General features: G+C 71.9%; 20 protein-coding genes and 1 pseudogene. 13 read left to right on the top strand and 8 right to left on the bottom strand.

Annotation, left to right across the window (positions count from 1 at the left end; all coding sequences use genetic code 11):
• The first annotated feature begins 147 nt into the window (after positions 1 to 147).
• The 8 genes from AB0P24_RS34200 to AB0P24_RS34165 are packed head-to-tail and all read left to right on the top strand — an operon-like array spanning position 148 to position 7,996.
• Positions 148 to 1,218 carry a sugar ABC transporter substrate-binding protein gene (locus tag AB0P24_RS34200; protein WP_365800920.1) on the top strand — a complete coding sequence of 357 codons (1,071 nt, stop codon included), beginning with the start codon at positions 148 to 150 and terminating at the stop codon, positions 1,216 to 1,218.
• Positions 1,215 to 2,729, top strand: a complete 1,515-nt coding sequence (locus tag AB0P24_RS34195) for a sugar ABC transporter ATP-binding protein (protein WP_365800918.1) — start codon at positions 1,215 to 1,217, stop codon at positions 2,727 to 2,729. Before AB0P24_RS34200 ends, AB0P24_RS34195 begins: the two co-directional genes overlap by 4 nt.
• A complete protein-coding gene (locus tag AB0P24_RS34190; RefSeq protein ID WP_365800916.1) occupies positions 2,722 to 3,747 on the top strand; it encodes an ABC transporter permease in 1,026 nt (341 codons plus the stop codon). The genes AB0P24_RS34195 and AB0P24_RS34190 overlap by 8 nt, the downstream gene beginning before the upstream one ends.
• Before the next feature lie 41 nt (positions 3,748 to 3,788).
• Positions 3,789 to 5,129 (top strand): L-fuconate dehydratase, encoded by a 1,341-nt coding sequence (locus AB0P24_RS34185; RefSeq protein WP_365800914.1) that lies wholly within the window; start codon positions 3,789 to 3,791, stop codon positions 5,127 to 5,129.
• On the top strand, positions 5,126 to 5,881 hold the full coding sequence (locus AB0P24_RS34180; RefSeq protein WP_365800912.1) for an SDR family oxidoreductase: 756 nt from the start codon (positions 5,126 to 5,128) through the stop codon (positions 5,879 to 5,881). Before AB0P24_RS34185 ends, AB0P24_RS34180 begins: the two co-directional genes overlap by 4 nt.
• The gene (locus tag AB0P24_RS34175) at positions 5,878 to 6,864 is read left to right on the top strand and encodes an aldo/keto reductase (protein WP_365800910.1); all 987 of its coding nucleotides are present in this window, start codon (positions 5,878 to 5,880) and stop codon (positions 6,862 to 6,864) included. Before AB0P24_RS34180 ends, AB0P24_RS34175 begins: the two co-directional genes overlap by 4 nt.
• Positions 6,861 to 7,175 carry an L-rhamnose mutarotase gene (locus AB0P24_RS34170; protein ID WP_365800908.1) on the top strand — a complete coding sequence of 105 codons (315 nt, stop codon included), beginning with the start codon at positions 6,861 to 6,863 and terminating at the stop codon, positions 7,173 to 7,175. The genes AB0P24_RS34175 and AB0P24_RS34170 overlap by 4 nt, the downstream gene beginning before the upstream one ends.
• Positions 7,172 to 7,996 carry an amidohydrolase family protein gene (locus tag AB0P24_RS34165; protein WP_365800906.1) on the top strand — a complete coding sequence of 275 codons (825 nt, stop codon included), beginning with the start codon at positions 7,172 to 7,174 and terminating at the stop codon, positions 7,994 to 7,996. The genes AB0P24_RS34170 and AB0P24_RS34165 overlap by 4 nt, the downstream gene beginning before the upstream one ends.
• On the opposite strand, the gene AB0P24_RS34160 is transcribed toward AB0P24_RS34165, so the two are convergent.
• Positions 7,984 to 9,405: a lipase maturation factor family protein gene (locus AB0P24_RS34160; protein ID WP_365800904.1), complete on the bottom strand. Its 1,422-nt coding sequence runs from the start codon at positions 9,403 to 9,405 to the stop codon at positions 7,984 to 7,986. The genes AB0P24_RS34165 and AB0P24_RS34160 overlap by 13 nt on opposite strands.
• 155 nt (positions 9,406 to 9,560) lie before the next feature.
• Here AB0P24_RS34160 and AB0P24_RS34155 point away from each other — a divergent pair, with 155 nt between their 5' ends.
• Together AB0P24_RS34155 and AB0P24_RS34150 are read left to right on the top strand one after the other, a co-directional pair.
• Positions 9,561 to 11,660, top strand: a complete 2,100-nt coding sequence (locus AB0P24_RS34155) for a SpoIIE family protein phosphatase (RefSeq protein WP_365800902.1) — start codon at positions 9,561 to 9,563, stop codon at positions 11,658 to 11,660.
• A gap of 31 nt (positions 11,661 to 11,691) precedes the next feature.
• A complete protein-coding gene (locus tag AB0P24_RS34150) occupies positions 11,692 to 12,555 on the top strand; it encodes a DNA-formamidopyrimidine glycosylase family protein (protein WP_365800900.1) in 864 nt (287 codons plus the stop codon).
• A 7-nt stretch (positions 12,556 to 12,562) separates the two neighbouring features.
• On the opposite strand, the gene AB0P24_RS34145 is transcribed toward AB0P24_RS34150, so the two are convergent.
• The 3 genes from AB0P24_RS34145 to AB0P24_RS34135 all read right to left on the bottom strand — a co-directional run bounded on the left by AB0P24_RS34145 (position 12,563) and on the right by AB0P24_RS34135 (position 14,567).
• Positions 12,563 to 13,219 (bottom strand): zf-HC2 domain-containing protein, encoded by a 657-nt coding sequence (locus AB0P24_RS34145; RefSeq protein WP_365800898.1) that lies wholly within the window; start codon positions 13,217 to 13,219, stop codon positions 12,563 to 12,565.
• 148 nt (positions 13,220 to 13,367) lie between these two features.
• A complete protein-coding gene (locus AB0P24_RS34140) occupies positions 13,368 to 13,874 on the bottom strand; it encodes a hypothetical protein (RefSeq protein ID WP_365800896.1) in 507 nt (168 codons plus the stop codon).
• A 144-nt stretch (positions 13,875 to 14,018) separates the two neighbouring features.
• Complete coding sequence (locus tag AB0P24_RS34135) at positions 14,019 to 14,567, bottom strand: sigma-70 family RNA polymerase sigma factor (protein WP_365800894.1); 549 nt, start codon at positions 14,565 to 14,567, stop codon at positions 14,019 to 14,021.
• A gap of 221 nt (positions 14,568 to 14,788) precedes the next feature.
• On the opposite strand from AB0P24_RS34135, the gene AB0P24_RS34130 reads away from it, so the two are divergent.
• The gene (locus tag AB0P24_RS34130; RefSeq protein WP_365800892.1) at positions 14,789 to 15,937 is read left to right on the top strand and encodes a CapA family protein; all 1,149 of its coding nucleotides are present in this window, start codon (positions 14,789 to 14,791) and stop codon (positions 15,935 to 15,937) included.
• Positions 15,938 to 15,943: 6 nt separating this feature from the next.
• Here AB0P24_RS34130 and AB0P24_RS34125 read toward each other — a convergent pair whose 3' ends face one another.
• Positions 15,944 to 16,417 carry a MarR family transcriptional regulator gene (locus AB0P24_RS34125; RefSeq protein WP_365800890.1) on the bottom strand — a complete coding sequence of 158 codons (474 nt, stop codon included), beginning with the start codon at positions 16,415 to 16,417 and terminating at the stop codon, positions 15,944 to 15,946.
• 74 nt (positions 16,418 to 16,491) lie between these two features.
• Between AB0P24_RS34125 and AB0P24_RS34120 the strand changes: the two genes are divergently transcribed.
• Positions 16,492 to 17,307: an alpha/beta hydrolase gene (locus AB0P24_RS34120; RefSeq protein ID WP_365800888.1), complete on the top strand. Its 816-nt coding sequence runs from the start codon at positions 16,492 to 16,494 to the stop codon at positions 17,305 to 17,307.
• On the opposite strand, the gene AB0P24_RS34115 is transcribed toward AB0P24_RS34120, so the two are convergent.
• Positions 17,304 to 18,716, bottom strand: a complete 1,413-nt coding sequence (locus AB0P24_RS34115; RefSeq protein ID WP_365800886.1) for an amino acid permease — start codon at positions 18,714 to 18,716, stop codon at positions 17,304 to 17,306. The genes AB0P24_RS34120 and AB0P24_RS34115 overlap by 4 nt on opposite strands.
• A 60-nt stretch (positions 18,717 to 18,776) precedes the next feature.
• Positions 18,777 to 18,989: a hypothetical protein gene (locus AB0P24_RS34110; RefSeq protein ID WP_365800884.1), complete on the bottom strand. Its 213-nt coding sequence runs from the start codon at positions 18,987 to 18,989 to the stop codon at positions 18,777 to 18,779.
• Positions 18,990 to 19,029: 40 nt separating this feature from the next.
• Between AB0P24_RS34110 and AB0P24_RS34105 the strand changes: the two are divergent.
• Positions 19,030 to 19,296: pseudogene (locus AB0P24_RS34105) on the top strand (MFS transporter); the annotation flags it as partial.
• Between the two features lie 64 nt (positions 19,297 to 19,360).
• Here the strand turns inward: AB0P24_RS34105 and AB0P24_RS34100 are convergent.
• A complete protein-coding gene (locus AB0P24_RS34100; RefSeq protein WP_365800882.1) occupies positions 19,361 to 19,816 on the bottom strand; it encodes a universal stress protein in 456 nt (151 codons plus the stop codon).
• Positions 19,817 to 20,056 lie beyond the last annotated feature (240 nt).

Raw genomic sequence — 20,056 nt, 5'->3', positions numbered from 1 at the left:
AGTCTAACCAGCAAGGTGGTCGGACCACTACGGCCTGTTCGACGCCTCATCGACCGAAAATTAGCGTCTGTGGGGTGTTGAATTCGCCGAGTGGTCTGATAAGTATGCGGGCATCTGCTCGAACACGCTCGATGAGGAGCCGCCCAGATGCCCGGCAGAACACTGAGGAAGCGGAACAGGTCCCGGATCATCGGCGCGACGGCCGTGGCCGTCGGAGCCTCGCTCGCGCTCGCCGCCTGCGGTAGTACGAAGGACACCGGCAGCGGCAGCGCGGGCGGTGGCGGTACGGGCCAGGTCGGAGTGATCCTGCCCCTGCTGACCTCGCCGTTCTGGCAGTCGTACAACGACTACGTACCCAAGATGGCGAAGTCCGAAGGCGTGGACGCGCTGAAGACGGTCAACTCGAACAGTGACCCCTCACAGCAGATCACCGACATCAACAACGAGCTCAACCAGGGCGTCAAGGGCCTGGTCGTGGCTCCGCTGGACAGCGCGGCCATCGAGGCGGGCCTGGACCAGGCCGAACGCAAGGGCGTGCCGGTCGTCGCCGTGGACGTGGCGCCGGACAAGGGCAAGGTCGCCATGGTGGTGCGCGCCGACAACGTCGCCTACGGCACCAAGGCCTGCGACTATCTCGGCGGGCACGTCACCTCCGGCAAGGTCGTGCAGATCATGGGCGACCTTGCCTCGGTCAACGGCCGGGACCGCTCCGAGGCGTTCCGCTCCTGCGTGAAGAAGAAGTACCCGAAGCTCAAGGTCCTGGAGATCCCCGCCAAGTGGGAGTCCGACACGGCCGCCTCCCAGCTGGGCACCCTCCTCAACGCCAACCCTGACATCAAGGGCATATACATGCAGGCCGGCGGCGTCTACCTCGCGCCGACCCTCCAGACCCTGAAGTCCAAGGGCATGCTCAAGACGACCGGCCAGAGCGGGCACATAGTGATCGTCTCCAACGACGGTATCCCGCAGGAGTTCGACGCCATCCGCAAGGGCCAGATCGACGCGACCGTCTCCCAGCCCGCCGACGCCTACGCCAAGTACGGCATGTACTACATCAAGGCGGCGATGGAGGGGAAGACGTTCGAGCCGGGTCCGACCGACCACGACTCCACGATCGTCAAGCTGCCCAGCGGCATCCTGGAGGACCAGCTGCCCGCACCCCTGGTCACCAAGGACAACGTCGACGACCCGAAGCTCTGGGGCAACACGGTCAAATGAGCACGCCACTTGTTGAGGCCCGGGACATCGTCAAGCGGTACGGCCCCACCGTCGCCCTCGCCGACGGCCGGCTCACCGTGCTGCCCGGCGAGTCCCATGCCCTCGTCGGCCGCAACGGCGCCGGCAAGTCCACCCTGGTCAACGTCCTCACCGGCCTCCAGGCCCCGGACGAGGGCACGGTCCGCTTCGACGGCGAGCCCGCGCCCCCGCTCGCCGACCGGGACGCCTGGCGGCGCAAGGTCGCCTGTGTCTACCAGAAGCCCACGGTCGTACCGGAGCTGACGGTCGCCGAGAACCTGTTCATCAACCGGCAGCCGCTGCACCGCGGTCTCATCAGCTGGCGGCGACTGCGCGGCGAGGCGGCGGCCCTCCTCGACACCTGGGACGTCCATGTCGACCCCGAGGCGCGCACCGCCGACCTCAAGGTCGAGGACCGGCAGATGGTCGAGATCGCCCGGGCGTTGAGCTTCGGCGCCCGGTTCATCGTCCTGGACGAACCGACCGCCCAGCTCGACAACCGCGAGATCGAGCGGCTGTTCGACCGGATGCGGGCGCTCCAGGACTCGGGGGTGACCTTCCTGTTCATCTCGCACCACCTCCAGGAGGTCTACGAGGTCTGCCAGACCGTCACCGTCCTGCGTGACGCCCGCTGGATCACCACCGCCCCCGTCGCCGACCTGCCCAGGGCCGCCCTGGTGGAGGCGATGGCGGGGGAGGCCGTCACCCGGCAGGAGCACACGGCACGGGACGCGGTGGCCGCCGAAGCACCCGTCGTCCTCACCGTCAGCGGGCTCACCTCCGAGTCGTACGACGGCATCGACCTCACCGTCCGCAGCGGCGAGGTCGTCGGCCTCGCCGGGACCAGCGGCAGCGGCAAGGTGGAACTCGCCGAGACCATCGCCGGGTTGCGCACCCCGGCCGGCGGGACCGCACGACTGAAGGAGAGGCAGCTGCCGTTCGGTGACGTGCGGGCGGCGCTCAAGGCGGGCGTCGGCTTCGTGCCCCGCGACCGGCACGAGCAGGGCCTGGTGGCCGGCATGAGCATCGGCGACAACGCCACCATGACCGTGCTGGACCGGCTGGGCCGCGGCGGGTTCGTCGGCACCGACCGCAAGCGCCGCTTCGCCGCCCGCCTGATCGAACGCCTCGACATCCACGCCGAGGGCCCCGGACAGCCCGTCTCCGACCTGTCCGGCGGCAACGCGCAGAAGGTCGTCATGGCCCGTGCCCTCGCCTCCGACCCCCGGCTGCTCGTCCTGGTCAACCCCACCGCGGGCGTCGACGTGAAGTCCAAGGAGTCGCTGCTGGCCCGGGTGGACAGCGCCCGTGAGGACGGCACCGCCGTGCTGGTCGTCTCCGACGAAATCGACGACCTGCGCCGCTGCGACCGCGTCCTCGTCCTCTTCCACGGCCGGATCGTCGCCGAACACCCGGCCGGCTGGCACGACCACGAGCTGATCGCCTCCATAGAAGGAGTGGACTCCATGCCCGAAGGAGTGGACCATGGCTGAGACCAAGGCCCCGCCGCTCACGCCGGTGCGCTCCCCGGACCCGCGCCCGGCCCGTACCGTCATCCTGCGCCGGGCCCGTGAACTCGCCCTCGTCCCCGCCCTGGTGCTGCTCATGGTGCTCGGCGCGGTGGTCAACGACTCGTTCCTCACCGAGCGCAACCTGATCTCCATCCTCGGTGCCTCCGCCGCCCTCGCGATGGTGGTGCTCGCCGAGTCGCTGGTCCTGATCACCGGCAAGTTCGACCTGTCGCTGGAGTCGGTCGTCGGGATCGCGCCCGCCGTCGGCGCGCTGCTCGTCCTGCCGTCGGCCGAGTCCGGCTGGGGCACCGGGTTCCCCACCGCTCTCGCCATGGTGGCCATCCTGGCCGTCGGCGCGGCGGTCGGCGCCTTCAACGGCATCCTGGTCGTGAAGTTCAAGCTCAACGCGTTCATCGTGACGCTGGCGATGCTGATCGTGCTGCGTGGTGTGCTGGTCGGCGCCACCAAGGGCAAGACCCTGTTCGGGATGCCCGACAGCTTCTTCACCCTGGCCACCACCACCTTTCTCAGCGTCCCGCTCTCGGTGTGGCTCGCGGCGGTTGCCTTCGCGATCACCGGGCTGGTGCTGAAGTACCACCGGGTCGGCCGCGCCCTGTACGCCATCGGCGGCAACGCCGACGCCGCCCGCGCCGCCGGCATCCGCGTCGACCGCGTGATGCTCGGGGTGTTCGTGGTGGCCGGAGTCCTCGCCTCGGTCGGCGGGATCATGCAGACCGGGTACGTGGGCGCGATCAGCGCCAACCAGGGCAACAACATGATCTTCACGGTGTTCGCGGCGGCGGTGATCGGCGGCATCAGCCTGGACGGCGGCAAGGGCACCATGTTCGGCGCCCTGACCGGTGTGCTCCTGCTGGGTGTCGTGCAGAACCTGCTCACCCTGGCGCAGGTGCCGTCGTTCTGGATCCAGGCCATCTACGGCGGCATCATCCTCGTCGCCCTCATGATCGCCCGTGTCACCACGGGACGGGCCCAGGACTGACCGGCCCGCGTCCCGAACTCCCCCTGACCGAAAGGCAATCCGTGTCCCCGAGCCCGGCCCGCGTGACCGCGGTCGACACCTACGACATCCGCTTCCCGACCTCGCGCGAGCTGGACGGTTCCGACGCGATGAACCCGGACCCCGACTACTCGGCGGCCTATGTCGTGCTGCGCACCGACGCGGCCGACGGGCACGAGGGGCACGGATTCACGTTCACCATCGGGCGGGGCAACGACGTCCAGGTCGCCGCGATCGACGCGCTGCGCGGCCATGTGCTCGGCCGCCCGGTCGACGAGATCTGCGACGACCCCGGATCCCTCTTCCAGGTCCTGATCGGCGACAGCCAGCTGCGCTGGCTCGGCCCCGAGAAGGGCGTGATGCACATGGCGATCGGCGCGGTGATCAACGCCGTCTGGGACCTCGCCGCCCGCCGCGCCGGAAAGCCGCTGTGGCAGCTGCTCGCCGACGCCGAACCCGAGTGGATCGTCCGCCAGATCGACTTCCGCTACCTCACCGACGCCCTCACCCCCGAGGAGGCCCTCGCCATCCTGCGCCGGGGCCGCGAGGGCGCCGAGGAGCGCCGGGCCCGGCTGCTGGAGCGCGGCTTCCCCGCCTACACCACCTCCGCCGGCTGGCTCGGCTACGACGACGAGAAGCTCACCCGGCTCGCCGCCCAGGCGGTCGCCGACGGCTTCCGGCAGATCAAGCTGAAGGTGGGCGCCGACCTGGCCGACGACATCCGGCGCTGCCGGGTGGCCCGCGCGGTCGTCGGGCCGGACATCCGCATGGCCATCGACGCCAACCAGCGCTGGAACGTCGACGAGGCGATCCGCTGGACCAAGGCCCTCGCCGAGTTCGACCCCTACTGGATCGAGGAGCCCACCAGCCCCGACGACATCCTCGGCCACGCGGCGATCCGCCGGGCGGTCGCCCCGGTCAAGGTCGCCACCGGCGAACACGTCCAGAACCGGATCGTCTTCAAGCAGCTGCTCCAGGCCGCCGCCCTCGACATCGTCCAGATCGACGCGGCCCGGGTCGCCGGCGTCAACGAGAACCTCGCCGTCCTGCTGCTGGCCGCGAAGTTCGGCGTCCCGGTCTGCCCGCACGCGGGCGGTGTCGGACTGTGCGAACTCGTCCAGCACCTCTCGATGTTCGACTACCTGGCCGTCTCCGGCACCACCGAGGACCGGGTCATCGAGTACGTCGATCACCTGCACGGCCACTTCCTCGATCCGGTGGTGATCCGCGAAGGTCATTACACGGCACCCACCGCGCCGGGCTTCTCGGCCGCCATGCGACCGGAGTCCGTCGCGGAGTACACCTACCCCGGCGGCACCTTCTGGGCCGCCGACCCCGACACGCAGAAGGGACAGGCGGCATGACCGACTTCGAGGGTCTGAGGGCCCTGGTCACCGGCGGCGCCTCCGGGATCGGGCGGGCCACCGCGGAACTCCTCGCCGAGCGCGGCGCCCAGGTCGCCGTCCTCGACCTCGACCCGGCCTCCGTCGAGAAGCCGCTGCTCGGTTTCCGGGCCGACGTCACCGACGACGCGTCCGTGCGGGCGGCGGTGCGGAGCGCGGTGGAGGCGCTCGGCGGCCTCGACGTCCTGGTCAACAACGCGGGCATCGGCGCCCAGGGCACCGTCGAGGACAACGACGACGACGAATGGCGCCGCGTCTTCGACGTCAACGTCCTCGGCATGGTCCGCGTCGCCCGCGCCGCCCTCCCGCACCTGCGCCGCTCCGCGCACGCGGCGATCGTCAACACCTGCTCCGTCGCCGCCACCGCGGGCCTGCCCCAGCGCGCCCTGTACAGCGCCACCAAGGGCGCCGTGTACTCCCTCACCCTGGCCATGGCCGCCGACCACGTCCGCGAGGGCATCCGCGTCAACTGCGTCAACCCCGGTACGGCGGACACCCCGTGGATCGGCCGCCTGCTGGACAAGGCCCCCGACCCGGCCGCCGAACGCGCCGCCCTGGAAGCCCGCCAGCCCGCCGGGCGCCTGGTCTCCGCCGCCGAGGTCGCCGGTGCCGTCGCCTACCTGGCGAGCCCGCTGTCCGGTGCCACCACCGGCACCTCGCTCGCCGTCGACGGCGGCATGCAGGGCCTCAGGCTGCGGCCGGTGGGCCAGTGAACGCCCTCGGCCGCAGCGGCGTCCGGGTCAGCCCCCTGGGCCTGGGCGCCGCCGTGATCGGCAACCTCTACACCGAACTCCCCGACCAGCAGGCGTACGACACGGTCTTTGCCGCCTGGCGGCAGGGCATCCGCTACTTCGACACCGCCCCGCACTACGGCCTGGGCCTGTCGGAGCGGCGGCTGGGGGAGGCCCTGCGGCCCTACGACCGGGACGCGTACACCCTCTCCACCAAGGTCGGCCGCAGGCTGGAGCCGGGGCCCGGCGACGGTGACGACCTCGCCAACGGCTTCGCCGTGCCCGACAACTACCGCCGCATCTGGGACTTCACCGCCGACGGCATCCGCCGCACCCTGGAGGCGAGCCTGGAGCGGCTCGGCCTCGACCGGGTCGACGTCGTCTACCTGCACGACCCCGACGACCACGCCGAACAGGCCTTCCGTGAGGGCTACCCGGCCCTGGAGAAGCTGCGCGCCGAGGGCGTCGTGGGCGCGATCGGCGCCGGCATGAACCAGACCGCCATGCTCACCCGGTTCGTCCGGGACACCGACGTCGACGTGGTGCTGTGCGCCGGCCGCTACACCCTCCTCGACCAGAGCGCCCTCACCGACCTGCTCCCGGCCGCTGCGGCACGCGGCACCTCGGTGGTGATCGGCGGGGCCTTCAACTCCGGTCTGCTGGCCGACCCGAGACCGGACGCCACCTACGACTACGCCCAGGCGCCGGACGAGCTGCTGTCCCGTGCCCTGCGCCTCAAGGCGCTCGCGGAACAGCACGGCACCACCCTGCGCGCCGCCGCCCTCGCCTTCTGCGCGGCCCACCCCGCCGTGGCGAGCGTCCTGGTCGGGGCCCGTTCGGCCGCCGAGATCGCGGACGGGGCACGGCAGTTCGCCACGCACGTCCCCGCCGCCTTCTGGCAGGAGCTGCGTGCCACCGGACTGCTGCCCGCCGACGCTCCCGTGCCCACGGAGGACCCGTCATGAGAGTCGCCCTGCACACCAAGGTCCGCGCGGACCGCGTCGCCGAGTACGAGGCCGCCCACCGCGAGGTCCCCGTCGAACTCACCGACGCCATCCGGGCCGCCGGGGCCACCTCCTGGACCATCTGGCGCAGCGGCACCGACCTCTTCCACGTCCTGGACTGCGCCGACTACGGCCGTCTTCTCGCGGAGCTGGACAAGCTCCCGGTCAACGTGGCCTGGCAGGCCCGGATGGCCGAGCTCCTCGACGTCGTCCACGACTACTCCGAGGCGGGCTCGCAGGCCGGCCTGCCCGTCGTATGGGAGCTGCCATGACGATCGACGCCCACCACCACGTCTGGGACCTCGCGGTGCGGGACCAGGACTGGATCCCCGAGGGCAGCCCGCTCAGGCGGGACTTCACGGTCGCCGACCTCGCCCCCGAGGCACGGGCGGCGGGAGTCACCCGCACGGTCCTCGTCCAGACGGTCACCGTCCCCGAGGAGACCCCCGAGTTCCTCGCCCTCGCCGACACCCACGAACTGATCGCCGCGGTCGTCGGCTGGACCGATCTGACCCGCCCGGACGTCGCCGACGAACTCGCCCGCCTGCGCGAACTCCCCGGCGGCTCCTTCCTGAGGGGCATCCGCCACCAGGTCCAGGGCGAACCCGACCCCGAGTGGCTGCTGCGCCCGGACGTCGGCCGGGGCCTGGCCGCGCTCGCGGACGCGGGCCTGGTCTACGACCTCGTGGTCCAGGCCCACCAGCTCCCGGCCGCCGCCAAGGCCGCCGAGAACCACCCCCGGCTGACCTTCGTACTGGACCACCTGGGCAAGCCGCCCATCGCCACCGGAACCCTCGAACCCTGGGCCACCGCGGTACGCGCCCTCGCCGCCCTGCCCAACACCGTCTGCAAGCTCTCCGGCATGGTCACCGAGGCCGACCCCGCCAACTGGACCGTGGACGACCTGCGCCCGTACGCCGAGACGGTCCTGGACGCCTTCGGCCCGGACCGCCTGATGTTCGGCTCGGACTGGCCGGTGTGCACCCTGGCCGGAACCTACCGTGAGATCCTGGACGCGACCGCCCAGCTGACCGGCCCCGACGCACGCACCCGCGTCTTCGAGACCACCGCCGCCCGCGTCTACGGCCTCTGAGGCGTCCCCGCCAGCCGCGTCGGCGGCAGGTACTCCCTCACATACGTGCGTTCCCAGCACGCGCCCGTCTCCCGAAGCTCCCGCCAACTGGTGTAGCGGTAGCGGAAGAGGCGGGCGCGGACGAAGCGCGGGGGCTCGTCGGGCGGGAAGGGGGAGCGGCGCAGCAGCCGCAGCGTGTCGCGGTCGTTCTCCAGGAGGCGTTCCACGAGGCCGCCGAACCAGTCGCCGGCGTACGCGGGGGAGAGGGCGGCGAACCACATCAGCCAGTCCAGGCGGAGGTGGTAGGGCGCGAACTGGCGCGGCCAGTGCCGGGGATCGCCCGGCTTGCCCCTGAACTCGTACTCCCGCCAGTCCGAGCCCTCGCGCGGTGTGTCGTCCAGCGTGCCCTCGACCACCACCTCGTAGCGCACCCGGCTGACGCTGCCGAAGGCACCGTAGGTGTTGACCAGGTGGAGCGGGTCGAAGGAGCGGTTCATGACCTGGCGGCGGGAGACCATGTTCACCACCGGGTGGTAGCTCAGGAAGAGGAGCAGCGCGGTCACGGCGAGGACGGCCACCTCGTACCAGAGCGGGGTGGGCGGCGCGGTGGTGTGGTCCGTGGGCAGCCGGAGGGCGGACAGGGCGAGGACGATGGTGATCCAGTTCAGCCAGGAGAAGTTGCCGGAGACCACCAGCCACAGCTGGGTGAGGATCATCAGGGCTGCGGCCGCCGTCGCGACCGGCTGCGGGGCGAACAGCAGGACGGGGACCACCAGCTGGGTGAGGTGGTTCGCGGCCACCTCCGCCTTGTGCACCGGCCCCGGCAGATGGTGGAAGAACCAGCTCAGCGGACCCGGCATCGGCTGGGTCTCGTGGTGGTAGTGCAGACAGGTCAGCTTGCGCCAGCAGGCGTCCCCGCGCATCTTGATCAGACCCGCCCCGAACTCCACCCGGAACAGGATCCAGCGCAGCAGGAAGAGGACGAGGACCGGCGGGGCCACCTCGTCGTTGCCCAGGAAGACGGCCAGGAAACCGGTCTCCAGGAGCAGGGACTCCCAGCCGAACGCGTACCACGTCTGGCCGACGTTGACGATCGAGAGATACAGCGCCCAGGGGATCAGCCACACCGCCATCCCGGCCCACAGCGGGAGTTCGGCGTCCGCTCCCGCCACCAGCGCCGCCGACACCGCGCAGCCCGCCCAGGCGCAGCCCGCGAAGAAGCGGTCCGAGTAGTGCAGATGGAACAGGCTCGGCGCCCGGCGGAACGGGGCCCGGGCGACGAAGCCCGGGATCGGCAGCATCCCGCGCTCGCCCAGCAGGGCCCGGAACTGCAGCGCCGCCGTCAGGAACGCGAAGAGGTACACGCCGGCCAGAGCCCGCTGGAAGACCAGCCGGCTCAGCCAGTACCCGGGGGCGGTGAACCAGTCCACGGCCGTGCGCTCCTGACTCTCTCCATGGTGCGGCCCCGGATCGGCGGGGCCTGTCACCCTGTGTACCGCGCCTGCCCGGTTGCGTAACCCGGGCGAGTGAAGAAGACAAATGGTGAGGAATTGCCCGAAAAGGGTTCCCCTGGCATGGTGGCCCCATGGCTGATCGGGGAGCGAGCGCTCCGTCACTCCCGGACGACTGGCCCGCCCATCCGGACCACCCGATCCTGGTGCTCAACCGCATGGGCACCTTCGACTGGGACCTCGACGCCGGCCTGTTCCACATGGACGCCCAGGCGTACGAGGTGTTCGACCTGGCCCCCGAGGAGTACGACGGCCGCCCCGAGACCCTCGCCGCCCGGGTACCCGCGGCCGAGTCCAGCAGGCTGGACGAGGTGGTGTCCCGGGCCATCAAGGACGGCAGCGAGAACTACGGCGCGTACTTCCGCATCCGCCTCCGCGACGGCACCCCGCGCTGGACCCACACCCAGGGCTACATCCGGCGCGACGAGACGGGCCGCCCGCGCCGGGTCGTCGGCATCGTCCGGGACGCCACCCAGGAACTGGAGGACAGCGAGGCCCGCGACCTGCGGGACGCCCAGGGACAGGCGCTGCGCCGGCAGACCGGTGTCGTCCAGGCGGTCACCGCCGCGCTCGCCCACGCCAGCAGCGTCCAGGAGGTCATCGACGTCCTCAAGGGCACCCGCGGCATCCCCAACCTGGGCGCGGCCTCCCTGGTGATGGGCCTGGTCGAGGCCGGCCGGATCCGGCTGGTCGCCGAGGGACCGGCCGGCAGCTTCGTGCCGGGCACCCAGATCACCCGGATCGAGGAGCCGTACCCGATGGGCGAGGTGGTGCGAACCCTCAGCCCGCGCTTCATCGAGTCACCTCAGGAGTTCGCCGAGGGCTACCCGATCCTGTGGCCGCACATCACCGGCCTGCGCATCACCTCGGCCGCCTATCTGCCCCTGATCGCCCAGGCCCGCCCGATCGGCGCCATGGGCCTGCTCTACAACGACCGGCTCGGCTTCTCCACCGAGGAACGCGCCGTCCTGGTCGCCCTGGGCAGCAGCATCGCGCAGAGCCTGCAACGGGCCATGCTCTTCGAGCAGGAGAAGGACCTCGCCCAGGGCCTCCAGCAGGCGATGCTGCCGCGCACCATCCCCAGTGTGCGCGGCGCCGACGTCGCCGTCCGCTACCGCTCGGCGAGCGCCGGCGGTCCCCTGGGCCGGGACATCGGCGGCGACTGGTACGACCTGATCCCGTTGCCCGGCGGCCGGGTCGGCGCGGTCATCGGCGACGTCCAGGGCCACGACACGCACGCGGCGGCCGTCATGGGACAGCTGCGCATCGTGCTGCGCGCCTACGCCGCCGAGGGCCACGCCCCGGCCACCGTGATGGCCCGCGCCTCCGTCTTCCTGGACGAGCTCGACACCGACCGCTTCGCCACCTGCCTGTACGCCGAGGCCGACCTGGCCACCGGGGTCGTCCAGGTGGTCCGCGCCGGCCACATCGACCCGCTGGTCCGCGCCGCCGACGGGGGCTGCCGCCGGGTGCCCGTCGAGGGCGGGCTGCCGCTCGGCCTGTCCGCCGAGTTCCAGAGCCTGGAGTACCCGGTGTCCACCCTGGAGCTCGACCCCGGCGAGATGCTGCTGCTGTGCACCGACGGGCTCGTCGAGCAGCCCGGCGCCGACCTCGGGGACGGCATGCGGGCCCTGGCCGAGCAGGTCGCCGAGGGGCCCGAGGACGTGCGTGCCCTCGCCGACCGGCTGATCGAGATCGCCGAGGAGCGGGCCGGTGACGACGACGTGGCCCTGCTCCTGCTGCGCCGCCGCGGCTTCGACACCGCGCAGGCCGTCGGCCGCCTCCAGCAGCACGTGGCCTCCGGCGACCCCGAGGCGCTCGCCCTGGCCCGGCGCATGGTCCGCGCCGCCGTCCGCGCCTGGGGCGCCGGGGACCGCGCCGACGAGATCGAGCTGGTCGCCGACGAGCTGATCACCAACGCCCTCATGCACACCGAGGGCTGCGCGATCGTCACCCTCAGGGTCCTCGGCGGCAGCGACCGCCGGCTGCGCGTCGAGGTCGAGGACTCCTCCAGCGCCCTGCCGCGCCGCCGCGAGGCGGGCGCCGACGGAGTCTCCGGGCGGGGGCTGCTGCTCGTCGACCAGCTCGCCGACGGGTGGGGCGTGGAGGCCCGCGGCGGCGGCAAGGCGGTCTGGTGCGAGTTCCGGATGCCGGAGAGGACCGACCGGACCTGACCCCCCGGGCGCCCGGTGGCACTCTGGACGCATGCCCGAACTGCCCGAGGTCGAAGCGCTCAGGGACTTCCTGACCGAGAACCTGGTCGGCCACCAGGTCGTGCGCGTGCTGCCGGTCGCCGTCAGCGTCCTGAAGACGTACGACCCGCCGGTCGACGCCTTCGAGGGCAGCGAGGTCGTCGCCGTCCACCGGCACGGCAAGTTCCTGGACGTCGAGGGCGACCGCGGACTGCGGTTCGTCACCCATCTGGCCCGCGCGGGCTGGCTCCAGTGGAAGGACCGGCTGCCGGACGGTCCGCCCCGGCCCGGCAAGGGTCCCCTGGCCCTGCGGGCGGCTCTGGAGACCGGTGCGGGCTTCGACCTCACCGAGGCCGGCACCCAGAAGAAACTGGCCGTGTACGTCGTCCGCGACCCGCGGGACGTCCCCGGCATCGCCCGGCTCGGCCCCGACCCGCTCGCCGCGGACTTCGACGAGGCCCGCCTGACGGCGCTGCTGGCACACGAGCGACGGCAGCTCAAGGGCGCCCTGCGCGACCAGAGCCTGATCGCCGGGGTGGGCAACGCCTACAGCGACGAGATCCTGCACGCGGCGAGGATGTCCCCGTTCAAGCTGGCCGCGTCCCTGACCCCCGAGGAGGCGCACCGGCTGTACGAGGCGCTGCGCACCACCCTCACCGAGGCGGTGGAGCGCTCCCACGGCCTGGCGGCGGGGCGGCTCAAGGCCGAGAAGAAGAGCGGGCTGCGGGTCCACGGCCGGACCGGCGAGCCCTGCCCGGTCTGCGGCGACACCGTCCGCGAGGTCTCCTTCAGCGACTCCTCGCTGCAGTACTGCCCGACCTGCCAGACCGGCGGCAAGCCGCTCGCGGACCGCCGGATGTCCCGGCTGCTCAGGTAGCCGGCGCTCACGCGGGGTCCAGGGCGACCAGGAGCTGCCCGTCCGCGTTGCGCACCTCGTAGCGGTCGATCTCGTCCGCGCGCATCGAGGAGCCGCCCGTCATGGTGCTCACCCGGTCGTCGTGGTCCCGCTCCGCCCAGGTGGTCACGATCTGCTCGGAGCCGTCGTCGCCGACCGCGACCAGGCGGCAGGAGCGCGGCCCGCCGGGGTCCTTCACCTGGAGCTCGATGGCGCTGCCCGAGTCCGTGTCCTGCGACGTCACCTGCGCCCAGATGCCCGACTGCGCGTCGGTGGCCGCGGTGACCTGCACGGCCGGCGTGGCGTCGTGACCGGCATAGGCCGCGATGCCGGGGCCGGCGACCGCGAAGACCACCGAGGCGGCCAGGCCGTACAGCAGCCTGCGGCGCTTGGCCCGGTGCCGGGTCGCGACCTCGGCGAGCAGCCGGTCCAGCAGCCGGGGACCGGGCTGCGCCATGGGGTGCACGAAGCGCGGCGTGGCCCGGCGGTACAGCATCAACTGCCGTGCCGCGGGGCCGAACTCGGTCACGTGTGCCGCGCACTGGGGGCACTCCATGAGGTGGTCCTCGAAGCGGAAGGCCTCCGCCTCGTCCAGCACGCCGAGCGCGTACGCGCCGACGTCGCGATGCCTTTCCAGGGACCTCATGACGAATCCTCGTGCCGAAGGTGCGGGTGGGGGTTACGCGTTGTTCCTTGCTCCCACCCGTACGCAGTCGGCAGCCGTTTCACTCAAGCCACGTACAGAATCGTAATCAACGGATTCGGAGCGGCCGGGCCCGCGGATTGGTCCTGAATCAAAAAAGATGGATCGCGAGGTGCCCGAGGGGCAGACCGAGCCGCCAGGCGGGGGTCCACACCTTGGGTCCGTCGTCCTCGCCGAACACCGAACCGCCGCCCGGCACCGCGTCCAGATCGGGCGCGAGCAGCTCGGTCTCCTCCAGCCAGCGCCAGGCCGCCACGGCCAGATCCAGGTCCGGCGACGGCCCGCCCGACTCGGCGGCCAGCCCTGCCATACGTTCCCGCACCCACTCCTGCCACGGCTGGTCGTACGCCGTCAGCGAAAGCCAGGTCTCCAACTGGGACACGACCCGGATGCCCGACAGTTCGCCGTCCGCGTCGGAGAGGAAGATGGTCAGCGCCAGCGCGTCACGGCCGGCCCGGAACTCGAAGGACGTCGGCGGCATGAGATCGCCCGTGCGCAGCAGCTCGTCAGCGATGTACTCGGCGTACAACCAGGCCATCGGGACCGCCAGCTCCCCGCTTCCGGCCCCGTCCGTGCTCTCTTGACCTCTGTGCAGCATCCCGTCCTGCCTTCCTCCGGTGCGCGCGTGGCCCCGACCCCGGGTCCGTCCCTCTCCCGGTGCGGAACACGGATGAAGACAGCAGATTGCTCAAACATGGTCCTCAGCAAGGCGCTTTACCGAGGTTTGACCTGGCTCCCGGTTTCATCGCAGGTCGGGTGCGTAACCGGGCAGAACCCGGCGCAGGGCGCGCAGCGCGTAGTAAGCGCGCGACTTCACGGTACCGGGTGGAATCCCGAGGGTCTCGGCGGCTTCCGCCACGCTCGCCCCTTGGAAGTACACCAGCACCAGGACTTCACGGTGTTCCGGGGTGAGAGTCTTCACAGCCTCCCGGACGTCGAGCGCCGCGGCCGCGCGTTCGGCGTGGTCGCCGACCGCCCGGGTGTTCTCCAGCACGGCGTCCGGCACCTCGGCGGGACGTGCCTGCCGGGCCCGGCGCGCGTCGATGGCGAGCCGCCGGCCGACCGTCAGCAGCCAGGGCAGCACGGAGTCGAAGGCGTCGGCGCGCAGCGCCTCCGGGTGCTGCCAGGCGCGTACGAGGGTCTCCTGGACGAGGTCCTCGGCCCGCTGCCGGTCCCCGTCGCTGAGCCGCAGCAGCAGCGCGAAGAGGGGTCGGCCGTGCTCGCGCTGGAGCGCGACGAGCTCGTGCTCGGCGGTCGTCGTCCCGTGGGGAAGGGTGGTTCCGGCCGTCATGGCCGTATGGCATCGCAGGGTCCGGCCGGGGGACAGGGGGCGCACAGGGATGTGCGGCGGACGGTCGATCGTGTCGGTGAACGGTGCGACGAACGGTCCGTCACACCCCGTACCCGACCCGGATGGGTCAATCGGGGCGCCTGAGTTGTTTGCGGCCGCCCCCACCTTCGTACCCATTGATCTGTAAATCGGACAAGGCTTGCGACTCTGGGGTGCTCCTGATGATCAATCGCAGACGCCGGGCGGCCCTGGCCCTGACCGCCTTCCTCGCCGCCGCGGCCGCCTGTCAGAACCACCTGCGGGAGGAGCGCGCCGCCCCGCCCCCGCACCCGGCGCCCGCCGCGCCCGCGACCGGCTTCACCCTCGTCGCCTCCGGTGACGTCATGCCGCAGAAGTCCGCGACCGACCACGCGAACTTCGAAGCGGGGGGCAACGGCTACGACTTCCGCCCGATGCTCGCCGGCGTCGAACCGGTCGTCTCCAGGGCCGATCTGGCGCTCTGCCACCTGGCGACCGTCACCGGCACCGACGGCGGCCCCACCGGCCTCACCTCCCCGCCGCAGCTCGCCGAGGCGCTCGCCGCCACCGGCTACGACGGCTGCTCCACCGCCTCCGACCGGGCCCTCGACGACGGGGCCGCGGGCATCCAGCGCACCCTCGCCGCCCTGGACCGGGTGGGCCTCAGGCACTCCGGCACCGCCCGCACCGACGCCGAGGCCGGCACCCTCACCCTGATGAACGCGGGCCGCGCCAAAGTCGCCCAGCTCTCCTACACCTACGACGTCAACGGCAACTCCCTGCCGCCCGGCCAGCCCTGGGCGGTCGGCCTCCTCGACGAGAACCGCATCCTCGCCGACGCCCGCGCCGCCCGGCGGGCCGGCGCCGACGTGGTCGTCGTCTCCGTGCACTGGGGCACCGAGGGAACCGACGCCCCCGACCAGCAGCAGCTCGCCCTCGCCAGGACCCTCACCGCCGCGCGCACCGGCGGCCGCCCCGACATCGACCTGCTCCTCGGCACCCACGCCCACATCCCGCAGGCGTACGAGAAGGTCAACGGCACCTGGGTGGTCTACAGCCTCGGCGACCAGCTGGCCGGCGAGATGTACAACGGGCAGGGCCGCCAGGACCCGCGCGGCAACGAGTCCACCCTCGCCCGGTTCACCTTCGCCCCGCCCACCCGGCCGGGCGGCCGCTGGGAGGTCGCCAAGGCCGAGTTCATCCCGCAGCTGTACGACCTGGACGCCGGCCGGGTCGTCGACCTCAACGCGGCCATCGGCCAGGGCGCCGACTTCACGGCGGCCCGGGACGCCATCCGCGACGTCGTGCTCAGCCGCGGGGCCGCCAAGGACGGGCTGATCATGGGGGAGTAGCGGCGGTCACTCCACGTCGACGTGGTCGAAGGCCGCCAGCAGCTGCTTCAGCACCCGTACGCACGCCGTGATCTCGGCGTCGGTCAGATCGCCGCCGACCTGCCGGTTCAGGGCGTGCTCGCGGGCGAGGACCGCGGTGATGGTCGCCCGGCCCTCGTCCGTGAGGCGGATCAGGGAGGAGCGCTGGTGCGCCGGGTTGGGGGTGACCTCGGCCCAGCCGCGCGCCACCGCGTCGTTCACCATGCGCTGCACGAACTGCCGGCTCAGCGCCATGATCCGGCCCATCTGCGGCACCGTCATGGGCTCGTACCGGCGCAGCAGGTCCAGCACCGAGCGCACCCCGACCGACGCCCCCTCGATCTGCTCGCCCTGCTCGACCTTGCGGAAGGCGCGCCGGTAGAGCGGGCCGATCAGATCGAACACCTCGGTGATGCGCTCGCCCAGCTCGTCGGGGGCGAGGGGCTTGTCGATGTCGTTCACCCGGCCATCATGCACCCCTCGTCAAGATGACAATCCAGTTGTCAAAATCCCGCGATGATGACACCTTGGTTGTCATGAATGGTGCTGCGGACGTCCGCTTCTTCCCCTCCTCCGACGGCGACCTCGCCTGCCTCGACACCGGCTCCGGCGACCCGGTGGTCCTGCTCCACGCCGGATACGTCGACCACCGCTTCTGGTACCGGCAGCTCCCGGCGCTCGCCGCCGGGTACCGGGTGATCGCCCCGGACGTCCGCGGCCACGGCCTCTCGGCCAACGCGAGCAGGCCGTTCCGCTGGGCCGACGACCTCGCGGAGCTCCTGCGCCACCTCGACGCCGGGCCCGCCGTCCTCGTCGGCGTCTCCATGGGCGGGGTCATCGCCACCGACACCGTGCTGGAACACCCCGAGCTGGTCCGCGCGGTGGTCACCTGCGGGGCGGCGACGGGCGACTTCCGGTACACGGACCCCTGGCACACGGAGCTCCAGGCCGAGTACGCCCGCACGCTGGGCGCCGGTGACATCGAAGGCTGGCTCGACGCCTTCGTGCGGGTGGTACCGGGCGAGCACCGCACCCTCGACGCGATCGACCCGGAGATCCCGCGCCGGCTGCGGGAGATGGCCCTGCACTCGATCTCGAAGCACACACCCGACGAGCCCGACCATCTGGTGCGCGTGACCGACTCCTGGTCCCGGGTGCCGAAGACCGACGTCCCGGTGCTCACGGTCAACGGCGGTCTGGAGCCCGCCGACCTGCTCGCCGCCGCCGACCGCCTGGCCCGTGAGGTGGCGAACGGCCGGGCGGAGATCATCGAGGGCACGGGCCACTACCCGAACCTGGAGCGGCCTGCGGAGTTCAACGCCCTCCTGCTCGGCTTCCTCCGCGGCCTCTAGGGCCCGGCCAGGCGCGACCTCTTGCAGGAGTAGCCGAAGTAGATCACGCACCCGATCACGAACCAGACCGCGAACCGCACCCAGGTCTGCCACTTCAGGAACGTGATCAGCCAGACCGAGAAGACGACACCCAGCGCCGGCACGAACGGCATCCACGGGGTACGGAAGGTGCGCGGCAGCTCCGGCTGCCGGTAGCGCAGCACGATCACCGCGGCGCACACCACCACGAACGCCAGCAGGATGCCGATGTTGGTGAGTTCGGCCGCCTCGCCGATCGGCACGAAACCGGCGAGGAGCGCCGAGGCCGCCCCGACGATCCAGGTCACCCTCGTCGGCACGTGCCGCGTCGGGTGCGTCTTCGCGAACCAGCCGGGCAGCAGCCCGTCCCTGGACATGGAGAACCAGACGCGGGTCACGCCCAGCATGAACGTGAACATGACGGTCAGGATGCCGATGATCGCGCCCACCGCGATCACGTCCGCCAGCCCGCTCAGCCCCACCGACTTGAACGCCGTCGAGAAGCCGCTCTCCGGGTCGATGTGCTGGTAGTCCTGCATGCCCGTCAGGACCAGGCAGGCCGCCACGTACAGCACCATCGAGATCGCCAGCGAGTAGATGATCGCCTTCGGCATGTGCCGCTGCGCGTCCCTCGACTCCTCGGCCGCCGTCGACATCGCGTCGTACCCGAAGACCGCGAAGAACACGGTCGCCGCTCCGGTGAACGTGCCGCTGACGCCGAACGGGAAGAAGGGGTGGTAGTTCGCCGAGTCGACGTGGAACACGCCGACGCCGATCACCAGCAGGACCACCAGCACCTTGAGCACCACCACGAAGGTCTCGAAGCGGGCCGCGCTGCGGATGCCGAGGTTGAGGAGGCAGGCGATGAGGAGACAGAGCACGGCGGCGAACAGGTCGATGCGGTGCCCGGACCCGGTGCCGGGGGCGCCCAGCATCCAGTGCGGCAGGTTCGCGCCCATCTCCTCGACCAGGAAGCTGAAGTACCCGGAGATGCCGATCGCGACCACCGCCACGATCGCCGTGTACTCCAGCAGCAGGTCCCAGCCGATGAACCAGCCCGCGAACTCCCCGAGCACCGCGTAGCCGTACGTGTACGCCGACCCCGCCTTCGGGATGAGCCCGGCGAACTCGGCGTACGACAGCGCGGCGCAGGCGCTCGCCACACCGGCGATGAGGAACGAGACCAGGACGGCGGGCCCCGCCGTCTCGTTGGCGACCGTACCGGCGAGGGTGAAGATACCCGCGCCGATGATGCCGCCCACGCCGATCGCGGTCAGCTGCACCAGCCCGAGCGACCTGTCGAGTCGGGGGCCCGCGGTGACCTCCGTCTCCTCGATGTGTTCGATGGGTTTGCGACGGAGAATCCCCTCACCCATGCGGAGCTTGGTCATGCGCCTCACCTCTTCGCCGGTCGCGAACGGCTGACGGCCGATCATGATGGCTCAGGGGCGTCAGGGACGGAAGACGCCACGCACGTTCTCGGCCCGGCCCGGCGTCCAGGTGCGGGCGGCGCCGCGCGGCGGCCGGGCGCCGGCGAGACGGGTGCGCAGGGCGGTCAGCGCCGGGTCCACGTCGAAGAGAGTGACGACGTCCAGGGGGAGGTCCGGGTGCGCCGTGCGGAAGCCGCGCAGCAGCGCCGCCGGGGCCAGCCGGGCACCGACCACGTCGACCCGCAGGGGGCGCCGGCCCGCGCCCCGGGACGTGCCCCGGCTGCGCGCCGCCGAGCTGCTCGACGGCTGGCGGCACATCCTCTCCAGCCCGGCCCCGCGGCCCCTCTTCCTCAACAGCCTCGCGGGCAACGCCCTGATCATGGTCGCCGCACCACCGCTGGCCGTCCTCATGCGCGGCCCGCTCGGCTTCGCCCCCTGGCAGTACGGCCTCGCCTTCGCCGCGCCCTGCCTCGGCGGCCTCCTCGGCGCCCGGCTCGCCCGGCGGCTGGTCGCCAGGTACGGGCAGTGGCGGGTGCTGCGCACCGCGATCGTCCTCGCCGGGGTCCTGCTCCCGGCGACCCCGCTGCTGCTCCTGCGGGAGACCGCTACGGCACGACCGTCACCGGCCACCGTCCCGCCTTCACCAGACGGATCGCGACCGAGCCGATGAAGCGGTGGCCGGCCTGCTCGGAGGCGCCCACCACGACCGCGTCGGCCTTCAGCTCGTCCGCCGCCTTCACCAGCCCGCTGTAGGCGTCGCCGCGGAAGGTGTGGAACTCCCAGCGCACCTCGAATATCCCCCTGAGCCGCTCGGCCGCGTCCCGGATCTGCGCCACCAGGTCCTCCGCGATCTCGTCGGTGGTCTCCGCCACCGGTGCCCCGAGCGCCGCCCCGGCCGCCAGCACCGGCTGGACGTACACGATGGCCAGCAGCGCGTGCTGCCGCCGGGCCAGACCGGCGGCGTAGGAGGTCGCGCGCCACGAGGAGTCCGAGCCGTCCATGCCGACCACGATGACCTTGGGCCCGTCCGTGCCCCGCTCGAACTGGTGTTGTTCCGCCACGCTCCGAGGCTATCGGAATCCGCAGGTCCGGTCAGTGCCCGGGGCCTCCCGCCGGGTCGGCCGGTGCGCCGTACGGGTGCGGGCGCCGTACGGGTGCGGGCCGGTGGGGGCTGGTCGCGCAGTTCCCCGCGCCCCTTTCAGGGGGCGTGCACCTGGCGCCCCTTAAACATGCCCGGGGCGGAACCCAATACAAAAAACACCCCACCCCCCGGGACGCCCCGCCCCCGGGCCCCGCACCCC

Origin of the sequence: Streptomyces sp. NPDC086519 (genome assembly GCF_040686075.1) — a bacterium.
Classification (GTDB): Bacteria; Actinomycetota; Actinomycetes; order Streptomycetales; family Streptomycetaceae; genus Streptomyces; species Streptomyces shenzhenensis.
This window is presented reverse-complemented; position numbering and strand designations above follow the sequence as displayed.

Excerpts from the sequence above, each read along its gene's own strand:
- AB0P24_RS34145 (WP_365800898.1), bottom strand. The coding sequence starts at position 13,219 with ATGAGGTCCCTGGAAAGGCATCGCGACGTCGGCGCGTACGCGCTCGGC.
- AB0P24_RS34190 (WP_365800916.1), top strand. The coding sequence starts at position 2,722 with ATGGCTGAGACCAAGGCCCCGCCGCTCACGCCGGTGCGCTCCCCGGAC.
- AB0P24_RS34130 (WP_365800892.1), top strand. The coding sequence starts at position 14,789 with ATGATCAATCGCAGACGCCGGGCGGCCCTGGCCCTGACCGCCTTCCTC.
- AB0P24_RS34170 (WP_365800908.1), top strand. The coding sequence starts at position 6,861 with ATGAGAGTCGCCCTGCACACCAAGGTCCGCGCGGACCGCGTCGCCGAG.
- AB0P24_RS34135 (WP_365800894.1), bottom strand. The coding sequence starts at position 14,567 with ATGACGGCCGGAACCACCCTTCCCCACGGGACGACGACCGCCGAGCAC.
- AB0P24_RS34200 (WP_365800920.1), top strand. The coding sequence starts at position 148 with ATGCCCGGCAGAACACTGAGGAAGCGGAACAGGTCCCGGATCATCGGC.
- AB0P24_RS34165 (WP_365800906.1), top strand. The coding sequence starts at position 7,172 with ATGACGATCGACGCCCACCACCACGTCTGGGACCTCGCGGTGCGGGAC.
- AB0P24_RS34180 (WP_365800912.1), top strand. The coding sequence starts at position 5,126 with ATGACCGACTTCGAGGGTCTGAGGGCCCTGGTCACCGGCGGCGCCTCC.
- AB0P24_RS34140 (WP_365800896.1), bottom strand. The coding sequence starts at position 13,874 with ATGCTGCACAGAGGTCAAGAGAGCACGGACGGGGCCGGAAGCGGGGAG.
- AB0P24_RS34150 (WP_365800900.1), top strand. The coding sequence starts at position 11,692 with ATGCCCGAACTGCCCGAGGTCGAAGCGCTCAGGGACTTCCTGACCGAG.
- AB0P24_RS34115 (WP_365800886.1), bottom strand. The coding sequence starts at position 18,716 with ATGACCAAGCTCCGCATGGGTGAGGGGATTCTCCGTCGCAAACCCATC.
- AB0P24_RS34195 (WP_365800918.1), top strand. The coding sequence starts at position 1,215 with ATGAGCACGCCACTTGTTGAGGCCCGGGACATCGTCAAGCGGTACGGC.
- AB0P24_RS34120 (WP_365800888.1), top strand. The coding sequence starts at position 16,492 with ATGAATGGTGCTGCGGACGTCCGCTTCTTCCCCTCCTCCGACGGCGAC.
- AB0P24_RS34155 (WP_365800902.1), top strand. The coding sequence starts at position 9,561 with ATGGCTGATCGGGGAGCGAGCGCTCCGTCACTCCCGGACGACTGGCCC.